The organism is Pusillimonas sp. (genome assembly GCF_044464525.1).
Lineage (GTDB): Bacteria > Pseudomonadota > Gammaproteobacteria > Burkholderiales > Burkholderiaceae_B > Pusillimonas.
This window is the reverse complement of sequence record NZ_JBIQLE010000058.1, coordinates 1-8,324: the sequence shown is the minus strand read 5'-3', so window position 1 is coordinate 8,324 and position 8,324 is coordinate 1. Positions and strand designations below refer to the sequence as shown.

General features: G+C 57.9%; 9 protein-coding genes and 1 tRNA gene. All 10 read right to left on the bottom strand.

What is annotated here, in order from left to right:
- Positions 1-392, bottom strand: a 392-nt coding sequence (locus ACIY1O_RS17385) for a hypothetical protein (RefSeq protein ID WP_397476347.1), incomplete at its 3' end; no start/stop codon positions are given.
- Positions 392-4,504 carry a DNA-directed RNA polymerase subunit beta gene (gene rpoB / locus ACIY1O_RS17380; protein ID WP_397476346.1) on the bottom strand — a complete coding sequence of 1,371 codons (4,113 nt, stop codon included), beginning with the start codon at positions 4,502-4,504 and terminating at the stop codon, positions 392-394. The genes rpoB and ACIY1O_RS17385, both read right to left, overlap by 1 nt.
- A gap of 155 nt (positions 4,505-4,659) precedes the next feature.
- On the bottom strand, positions 4,660-5,040 hold the full coding sequence (rplL, locus tag ACIY1O_RS17375; RefSeq protein ID WP_397476345.1) for a 50S ribosomal protein L7/L12: 381 nt from the start codon (positions 5,038-5,040) through the stop codon (positions 4,660-4,662).
- A 72-nt stretch (positions 5,041-5,112) separates the two neighbouring features.
- Entirely contained in the window at positions 5,113-5,637 is a 525-nt protein-coding gene (gene rplJ / locus ACIY1O_RS17370) for a 50S ribosomal protein L10 (protein WP_397476344.1), read from the bottom strand.
- A gap of 254 nt (positions 5,638-5,891) precedes the next feature.
- Positions 5,892-6,587 carry a 50S ribosomal protein L1 gene (gene rplA, locus ACIY1O_RS17365; RefSeq protein ID WP_397476343.1) on the bottom strand — a complete coding sequence of 232 codons (696 nt, stop codon included), beginning with the start codon at positions 6,585-6,587 and terminating at the stop codon, positions 5,892-5,894.
- A gap of 2 nt (positions 6,588-6,589) precedes the next feature.
- Positions 6,590-7,021, bottom strand: coding sequence for a 50S ribosomal protein L11 (rplK, locus tag ACIY1O_RS17360; protein ID WP_397476342.1), 432 nt, complete (start codon positions 7,019-7,021; stop codon positions 6,590-6,592).
- A 67-nt stretch (positions 7,022-7,088) separates the two neighbouring features.
- Positions 7,089-7,622, bottom strand: coding sequence for a transcription termination/antitermination protein NusG (gene nusG, locus ACIY1O_RS17355; protein WP_397476341.1), 534 nt, complete (start codon positions 7,620-7,622; stop codon positions 7,089-7,091).
- A gap of 6 nt (positions 7,623-7,628) precedes the next feature.
- Entirely contained in the window at positions 7,629-8,009 is a 381-nt protein-coding gene (gene secE, locus ACIY1O_RS17350) for a preprotein translocase subunit SecE (protein ID WP_397476340.1), read from the bottom strand.
- Positions 8,010-8,058: 49 nt separating this feature from the next.
- Positions 8,059-8,134 (bottom strand) — tRNA-Trp (locus tag ACIY1O_RS17345).
- A 92-nt stretch (positions 8,135-8,226) separates the two neighbouring features.
- Positions 8,227-8,324, bottom strand: a 98-nt coding sequence (locus ACIY1O_RS17340; protein ID WP_143243714.1) for an EF-Tu C-terminal domain-related protein, incomplete at its 5' end; no start/stop codon positions are given.

Genomic DNA, 8,324 nt, shown 5'->3' with positions numbered 1-8,324 from the left:
GTCATGTCCAGCACCATGCCCAGGCGGGACGGCAGGCTCTTCAGGAACCAGATGTGCGCAACCGGGCTAGCCAGCTCGATGTGGCCCATGCGTTCGCGACGCACCTTGGCCACCGTGACTTCAACGCCGCACTTCTCGCAGATGACGCCACGATGCTTCAGGCGCTTGTACTTGCCGCAAAGACATTCGTAGTCCTTGATGGGACCGAAGATCTTGGCGCAGAACAGGCCGTCGCGCTCGGGCTTGAACGTGCGGTAGTTGATGGTTTCCGGCTTGCGGACTTCGCCGTAAGACCAGGAACGCACTTTCTCGGGCGATGCAATGCCAATCTTGATCGCGTCGAATTGCTCGTCTTGCGAGACTTGCTTGAATAAATCGAGTAGTGCTTTCATTATTTACGCTCCAGATCCATGTCGAGCGACAAGGATCGAATTTCTTTTACAAGAACGTTGAAAGACTCGGGCATGCCAGCGTCGATGACGTGGTCGCCCTTGACGATGTTTTCGTAGACCTTGGTACGGCCGGTAATGTCGTCGGACTTGACGGTAAGCATTTCCTGCAAGGTGTACGAAGCGCCATAAGCCTCAAGAGCCCACACTTCCATCTCGCCGAAGCGCTGACCACCGAACTGGGCCTTGCCGCCCAGCGGCTGTTGCGTAACCAGCGAGTACGGACCCGTGGAACGGGCGTGCATCTTGTCATCGACCAGGTGATGCAGTTTCAGATAGTGCATATACCCAATGGTGACAGGCCGTTCGAACTGCTCGCCTGTGCGGCCGTCGAACAGCCACGCTTGCGTGCGGCTGGGCGTAAGGCGCAATTTATCGGCGATCTCGTCAGGATAGGCCAGTTCGAGCATCTTGCCGATCTCTTCCTCGGTGGCGCCGTCAAATACCGGTGTGGCCAAAGGCACGCCATTCTGAAGGTTGCGGGCAAGCTCGACGACTTCGTCATCGGACAGGTCTTCGATGTGCGCCGGCGTACCGTTGCTGTTGTAGACCTTTTCCACGTAGCTGCGTAGCGCCTTGACCTGCACGCCTTTTTCTTCGTCGAACATTTCCCCGACACGCTGGCCCAGGCCCTTGGCGGCCCATCCGAGGTGGACTTCCAGCACCTGGCCGACGTTCATCCGCGAGGGCACGCCCAGCGGGTTCAGAACGATGTCGGCCGGCGTGCCATCGGCCATGTGCGGCATGTCTTCGACCGGCGTGATGCGGGACACCACACCCTTGTTACCGTGACGACCGGCCATCTTGTCGCCCGGCTGCAGGCGGCGCTTGACGGCCAGATAGACCTTGATCATCTTCAGCACGCCCGGTGGCAACTCGTCGCCCTGGGTGAGCTTCTTGCGCTTCTCTTCGAACGCCAGATCAAACTGGTGACGTTTCTGTTCGAGCGACTCTTTGGCCTGCTCGAGCGCGATGGCGTTGTCTTCGTCGGCCAGACGAATGTCGAACCACTGCCAGCGATCGAGGTCGGCGAGGTAGTCGGCGGTGATCGCCGAACCCTTGGCCAACTTGCGGGGACCGCCATTAACCGTTTTGCCGACCAGGTTCTTCTCGATACGATCGAACGTGTCGTTCTCGACAATGCGCAGCTGATCGTTCAGGTCTTGGCGGTAACGACGCAGCTCGTCGTCGATGATGGACTGGGCGCGCTTATCGCGCTCGATGCCTTCACGCGTGAAGACCTGTACGTCGATCACCGTGCCCACCATGCCCGAAGGCACGCGCAGCGAAGTGTCTTTCACGTCGGAGGCCTTCTCGCCAAAGATGGCGCGCAGCAGCTTTTCTTCCGGGGTCAGCTGGGTTTCGCCCTTGGGCGTTACCTTGCCCACCAGCACGTCGTCGGCGCGCACTTCGGCGCCGATATAGACAATGCCGGAATCATCCAGGCGATTCAACTGGGTTTCGGCCAGGTTGCTGATGTCGCGTGTGATTTCCTCGGCGCCCAGCTTGGTGTCGCGGGCGACTACCGTGAGCTCTTCGATGTGGATCGACGTGTAGCGGTCGTCGGCGACAATCTTCTCGGAAATCAGGATCGAATCCTCGAAGTTGTAGCCGTTCCAGGGCATGAACGCGATCAGCATGTTCTGGCCCAGCGCCAATTCACCCAAGTCGGTGGATGCGCCATCGGCCAGTACATCGCCGCGGGCGACCTGGTCGCCGCGCTTGACGATGGGACGCTGGTTGATATTGGTGTTCTGGTTCGAACGGGTGTACTTGATCAGGTTGTAGATATCGACACCGACTTCGCCGGCAACGTCTTCGTCGTCGTTGACGCGAATCACCACACGCTCGGCGTCGACGTGATCCACCACGCCGCCACGGATCGCCTGAACCGTCGTGCCCGAGTCGACTGCCACCGTGCGTTCGACACCCGTGCCTACCAGCGGCTTTTCGGGACGCAGGCAGGGAACCGCCTGACGCTGCATGTTGGCGCCCATCAATGCGCGGTTGGCGTCATCGTGTTCCAGGAAGGGGATCAACGAGGCAGCCACCGACACGATCTGCGAGGGTGCGACGTCCATGTAGTGAACGTTGGATGGCGCCGTCAGCATGGTTTCACCCGCTTCGCGGCAAGCCACCAGGTCGTCGACGAAGCGGCCCTCTTCGTCAAGCGAGGCGTTCGCCTGTGCAATGACGTAGTTGCTTTCCTCGATGGCCGACAGGTAGTCGATCTGATCGCTGACCTTGCCGTCGACGATCTTGCGATAGGGGGTTTCCAGGAAACCGTACTCGTTCAAGCGAGCGTAGAGCGCCATGGAGTTGATCAGGCCGATATTCGGACCTTCTGGCGTTTCAATCGGGCACACACGGCCGTAATGGGTTGGGTGCACGTCGCGCACTTCGAAGCCTGCACGTTCGCGAGTAAGACCACCCGGCCCAAGTGCCGAGACGCGACGCTTGTGCGTGATCTCGGACAACGGGTTGGTTTGGTCCATGAACTGCGACAGCTGGCTGGAACCGAAGAACTCTTTGATCGCCGCAGAAATGGGCTTGGAGTTGATCAGGTCGTGCGGCATCAGGTTTTCGGTTTCGGCTTGGCCCAGACGCTCTTTTACGGCGCGCTCGACCCGCACCAGCCCGGCACGGAACTGGTTCTCGGCCAACTCGCCCACGCAACGCACGCGGCGATTGCCCAAGTGATCGATATCATCGATCTGGCCACGGCCATTACGCAGCTCGACCAGAACCTTGATGGTCTCGACGATGTCTTCGTTGGTAAGCGTCATGGGACCGGTGATGTCCTCGCCACGGCCAAGACGGCTGTTGACCTTCATGCGCCCAACGCGGGAAAGATCGTAGGCGTCTTCGCTGTAGAACAGGCGCTGGAATAGCGCTTCAACCGCATCTTCGGTGGGCGGCTCGCCGGGACGCATCATGCGATAGATGGCAACGCGCGCGGCCATCTGGTCGGCGGTTTCATCGGTGCGCAGGGTTTGCGAGATGTACGGACCGCGATCCAGATCGTTGGTGTACAAGGTTTGCAGATCATGGATGCCGGCGTCGCGCAGGTCGGCAAGCATCGTCTCGGTGATCTCGTCGTTGGCGTTGGCAATGACTTCACCGGTTTCAGGATTGACGATGTTCTTGGCCAGTACGCGGCCCAGCAGGAAGTCTTCCGGAACGGAAACGTAGTCTACCTTGGCAGCCTGAAGGTCGCGCAGATGCTTGGCATTGATCCGCTTGTCCTTTTCGACGATGACGTTGCCGTCGCGATCGGAAATGTCGAATCGCGCGACCTCGCCTTTCCAGCGCTCGGCAACGAATTCCAGCATGGCGCCTTCTTGCTTGAGATCGAACTGGTCGAAATCGAAGAAGTGAGCCAGGATAGCCTCGGACGTCATGCCGATGGCTTTCAGCAGAATGGTCACGGGCATCTTGCGGCGACGGTCCACCCGGAAGAACAGAATGTCTTTGGGGTCGAACTCGAAGTCCAGCCACGAACCACGGTAGGGAATCACGCGCGCCGAGAACAGCAACTTGCCGGAGCTATGGGTTTTGCCGCGATCGTGCTCGAAAAACACGCCGGGCGACCGGTGCAGCTGCGAAACAATAACGCGCTCGGTGCCATTGATGACGAAGGAACCCGTGTCTGTCATGAGCGGGATCTCGCCCATGTAGACTTCTTGTTCCTTGACTTCCTTGACGGTGGGCTTGCTGACTTCGCGATCCATCAGCACCAGGCGCACCTTGGCGCGCAAGGGCGAAGCATAGGTAAGGCCGCGCAGCTGGCATTCCTTGACGTCGAACACAGGCTCGCCGAGCACGTAGCTTACGAACTCGAGGCGAGCCATCTGATTGTGGCTTACGATGGGAAATATGGACGAAAATGCGGCTTGAAGGCCTTCGTCTTTGCGTTTGGAAGGTGTTGTATCCGCCTGCAAAAATGTTAAAAATGATTGCAGTTGAGTCGCCAAAAGGTAGGGAACGTCTTGGACGTCTTCACGCTTGGCGAAGCTCTTACGTATGCGCTTTTTTTCGGTATACGAATAAGGCATGAGCACTCCGACTCGAGGGGTTACATGGGCCGTCAACCACGGCCCCGGTTTACGACTCCAGAAAACCCGACTTGAAAACAGGCGCTAAGTCAGGGTTTTCTGGAAACGCAAAAGCCCGGGACGGCCTGAACCATCCCGGGCAGACTGCTAATCGCTTACTTAAGCTCGACTTTGGCGCCGGCTTCTTCAAGCTTTTTCTGGGCAGCTTCGGCGTCAGCCTTGGCCATGCCTTCCTTGACTGTCTTGGGCGCGCCGTCGACCAGGTCTTTGGCTTCTTTCAGGCCCAGACCAGTAACTTCACGCACGACCTTGATGACGCTGACTTTGTTAGCGCCGATTTCGGTCAGGACGACGTCAAATTCGGTTTTTTCTTCTGCAGCAGCAGCGCCACCGCCGGCTGCGGGTGCAGCGACAGCGACAGCAGCGGCAGCAGCCGACACGCCGAATTTTTCTTCCATATCAGTGATGAGCTCGGACAGCTCGAGCACGGTCAGGCTAGCGACCGCATCAAGGATTTCAGCTTTGCTTAATGCCATTTTTAGAACTCCAAATATAAATAAATGCCAGGGTTGGGTATCGCTCTGTCTTTCGACGAAGTCCGAAGCGGCTTACGCGGCTTCTTTCTGATCGCGCACGGCTGCGAGGCCGCGTACGAACTTGGTGGGAACTTCGTTGAGCGTACGCACAAACTGCGTAACAGGTGCTTGCATGGTACCCATGAGTTTCGCCAGCAATTCCTCACGAGACGGCATGGTGGCCAGGGCCTTCACACCATCCTGGTTCAAGACGTTATCGGGCAATGCCCCGCCTACGATAGCCAGTTTGTCGTTGGTCTTTGCGAAACCGGCGAGTACTTTTGCCGCCGAGACTGGATCTTGGCTGACCGCGTACATCAGCGGACCAACCATTTGCGCGGTAAGACCCTCGAAAGGGGTACCGGCAACAGCTCGACGAACCAGCGTGTTCTTCAGAACACGCAGATACACACCCGACTCACGCGCTTGTTTGCGCAATACGGTGACGGCAGCGACGTCCAGACCACGGTACTCGGCGATAATAACTGACTGGGCCGTTGCAATTTGAGCAGCGACTTCTTCAATTACTACCGCTTTCTCTTGACGATTGAGACTCACGGTTTGAACACTCCATCTAACGACACAAAAGAGGGTCTTCTGTGTCTACCGAATGCGGCGCTCCTGGTCGAGTTCTTACAGATAAGAATTCTTCCATGGGCGCCGTCTGCGCTGGATCCGGGCGATGCTGCTGCCTGGGATTAAGCCTTGCGTCTGATGTGAACATCGGACGGTCGGCTCCAGCGGTCTTTGACAGCAGTATCCGGAAATTCCCGGATACGGCCCAAAGTTTGTTTGCCTGGCCTGGCGAATGCTCAGACCGACAGCGAAGCGATTTCCACGCGCGCGCCGCCGCCCATAGTGGACGAAACAGCCAGCTTGCGCAGATACACACCCTTGGACGCTGTGGGGCGTGCTTTGTTCAGTGCGTCGACCAAAGCGTTGAGGTTGGCCTGCAACTGATCGACGTTAAAGGAAGCGCGACCAATAGTCGCGTGGATGATGCCGGCCTTGTCGGTGCGATACTGCACCTGGCCCGCCTTGGCGTTCTTGACGGCGGTGACGACGTCTGGTGTAACCGTACCGACCTTGGGATTCGGCATCAGGCCGCGAGGACCCAACACCTGACCCAGGGCGCCGACCACACGCATGGTGTCGGGCGAAGCGATCACAATGTCGAAATCCAGGTTGCCGGCTTTGATGCTTTCTGCCAGGTCGTCCAGGCCGACGATGTCGGCGCCGGCTTCTTTGGCGGCGTCGGCTTTTTCGCCCTGGGCGAACACAGCCACACGAACCGATTTTCCGGTGCCCGAAGGCAGAACGACCGAACCACGCACCAGCTGGTCGGATTTCTTGGGATCGATACCCAGTTGAACGGCGATGTCGATGGACTCATCGAACTTGGCCGTGGCTGTTTCCTTGACCAGAGCCAGCGCTTCCTGGACGGGATAGAGCTTGGTGCGATCAATTTTCTCGCGCAGAGCGGCGATGCGTTTACCTACCTTGGCCATGATTAAACCCCTTCGACCGTGATGCCCATGCTGCGGGCGCTGCCTGCAATCGTACGCACTGCGGCGTCAAGATCGGCGGCGGTAAGATCGGGCTCTTTGGTTTTGGCGATTTCTTCAGCCTGGGCGCGGGTAAGCGTACCCACTTTATCCAGGTTGGGACGCGCCGAACCTTTTTGAACGCCGGATGCTTTCTTGATCAGGATAGTCGCCGGAGGCGTCTTCATGATGAAGGTGAAGCTCTTGTCGGCGTAGGCGGTGATGACCACGGGAATCGGCAGACCGGGCTCGACGCCTTGGGTCTTGGCGTTGAACGCCTTGCAGAATTCCATGATGTTCAGGCCACGCTGACCCAGCGCTGGACCGATCGGTGGGGAGGGGTTGGCTTTCCCAGCTGGCACTTGCAGCTTGATGAAGCCGACGATTTTCTTCGCCATTTAATGCTCCTTGCGGGTTCAAACGCTTGTCGCAACACGTGCGGCATGCTCCCCGGGGGTTGAAATATTAGGTCTTTTCGACCTGACCAAAATCCAGCTCGACCGGTGTGGCGCGACCAAAGATCGTGACCGACACCCGCACTTTGCTTTTTTCGTAGTTAACGTCTTCGACGTTGCCGTTGAAGTCGGCGAAGGGACCCTCTTTTACGCGGACCATTTCACCCACTTCAAACAATACCTTGGGTTTGGGTTTCTCGACGCCCTCTTCCATTTGGGAGAGTATCTTCTCGACTTCACGATCGGATATCGGGGCGGGCCGATTGCCCGAGCCACCCAAAAAGCCGGTGACCCTGTTCGTGTTCTTGACCAAATGCCAGGTTTCGTCGGTAAGATCCATTTCGACCAGCACATAGCCAGGAAAAATCCGACGTTCGGTAATAGACTTCTTACCGCCCTTTACTTCAACGACTTCTTCGGAAGGCACCAAGATGCGCCCGAAGGAGGTTTCAAGCCCAGCGCGCTCGATGCGCTCGACCAGCGCCTTGTGGACGCTTTTTTCCATTCCGGAATAGACATGGACGACATACCAACGTTTGCTCATGCCTTTTTATCTCCAACCTAGCAGCAAGCCGAAAATCGCCCAGCCCAGGAACTTGTCGGCCAGCCAGAGGAACAGACCCATGACGACGACGAAAGCGAACACGATACCGGTCATTTGCACGGTTTCTTTGCGCGTAGGCCAGATAACCCGCTTGACCTCGTTGTAGGAATCGCGCCCAAAACCGACCGTGCGGCGCCCTATTTCGCTGAACCAGACAATAATTGCCGCAATGACGAGGCTGGCAATGAATATGCCGGCGCGCACCGGGCCAGGCTGGGTCTCGAGTACGGAATACGCCACGATGCCGGCGACGATCACGAGCACAGCCAAACCGAGCTTGACGCGGTCCTTGGTGCTGCTAACGGTTTCTACACTGGTATTCGACATAATCCCGCGAGAGAGCTCGCTATTGCGTCCACTGGCAAAGTGGCGATGGTGGCAGGGGCAGTAGGAATCGAACCTACAACCTTCGGTTTTGGAGACCGACGCTCTGCCAATTGAGCTATACCCCTATACCTTGAAAGCGGCTTTGCTGAAAAGCCAGGCCGCTGTACGGCTAACGCGGCACGGGACCGAGCCCATGCCGCCTGAAACATTTTACTGCTTACTTGATGATTTTAGCGACGACGCCGGCACCCACGGTACGGCCGCCTTCGCGAATCGCAAAACGCAGCCCTTCTTCCATGGCGATCGGCGCAATCA

Coding starts and splice junctions, on each gene's coding strand:
- rplL (WP_397476345.1), bottom strand. CDS start 5,040: ATGGCATTAAGCAAAGCTGAAATCCTTGATGCGGTCGCTAGCCTGACC.
- nusG (WP_397476341.1), bottom strand. CDS start 7,622: ATGAGCAAACGTTGGTATGTCGTCCATGTCTATTCCGGAATGGAAAAA.
- secE (WP_397476340.1), bottom strand. CDS start 8,009: ATGTCGAATACCAGTGTAGAAACCGTTAGCAGCACCAAGGACCGCGTC.
- rplK (WP_397476342.1), bottom strand. CDS start 7,021: ATGGCGAAGAAAATCGTCGGCTTCATCAAGCTGCAAGTGCCAGCTGGG.
- rplA (WP_397476343.1), bottom strand. CDS start 6,587: ATGGCCAAGGTAGGTAAACGCATCGCCGCTCTGCGCGAGAAAATTGAT.
- rpoB (WP_397476346.1), bottom strand. CDS start 4,504: ATGCCTTATTCGTATACCGAAAAAAAGCGCATACGTAAGAGCTTCGCC.